At 65.3% G+C, this 300-nt stretch carries 1 protein-coding gene; it reads left to right on the plus strand.

The features are described from left to right. Positions 1–300 (plus strand): alcohol dehydrogenase catalytic domain-containing protein (locus tag EN846_RS34485; protein ID WP_148671258.1); only part of this gene is annotated, 300 nt, incomplete at both ends.

Consider the following 300-nt stretch of genomic DNA (forward strand, 5'->3'; position numbering starts at 1 on the left):
TGCGGCACCGACTACCATATCTTCGAAGGCAAGCACCCTTTCCTCGCCTACCCGCGCATCATGGGCCACGAGGTCTCGGGCACGGTCGTCGAAAAAGGGGAAGGCGTCGCCCTCGCCGTGGGCGAGCCGGTGATCATCAATCCCTATCTGGCCTGCGGCAGATGCATTGCCTGCCGGCGCGGCAAGCCGAACTGCTGCGTGAGCATCGAGGTGCTCGGCGTGCATCGCGACGGCGCCATGTGCGACGAGATCCTAGTGCCGGCGCAGAACCTTTACCCGGCAAACGGCCTGTCGCTGGCC

The sequence above is a fragment of the Mesorhizobium sp. M4B.F.Ca.ET.203.01.1.1 genome (assembly GCF_004791025.1).
GTDB classification, from domain to species: domain Bacteria; phylum Pseudomonadota; class Alphaproteobacteria; order Rhizobiales; family Rhizobiaceae; genus Mesorhizobium; species Mesorhizobium abyssinicae.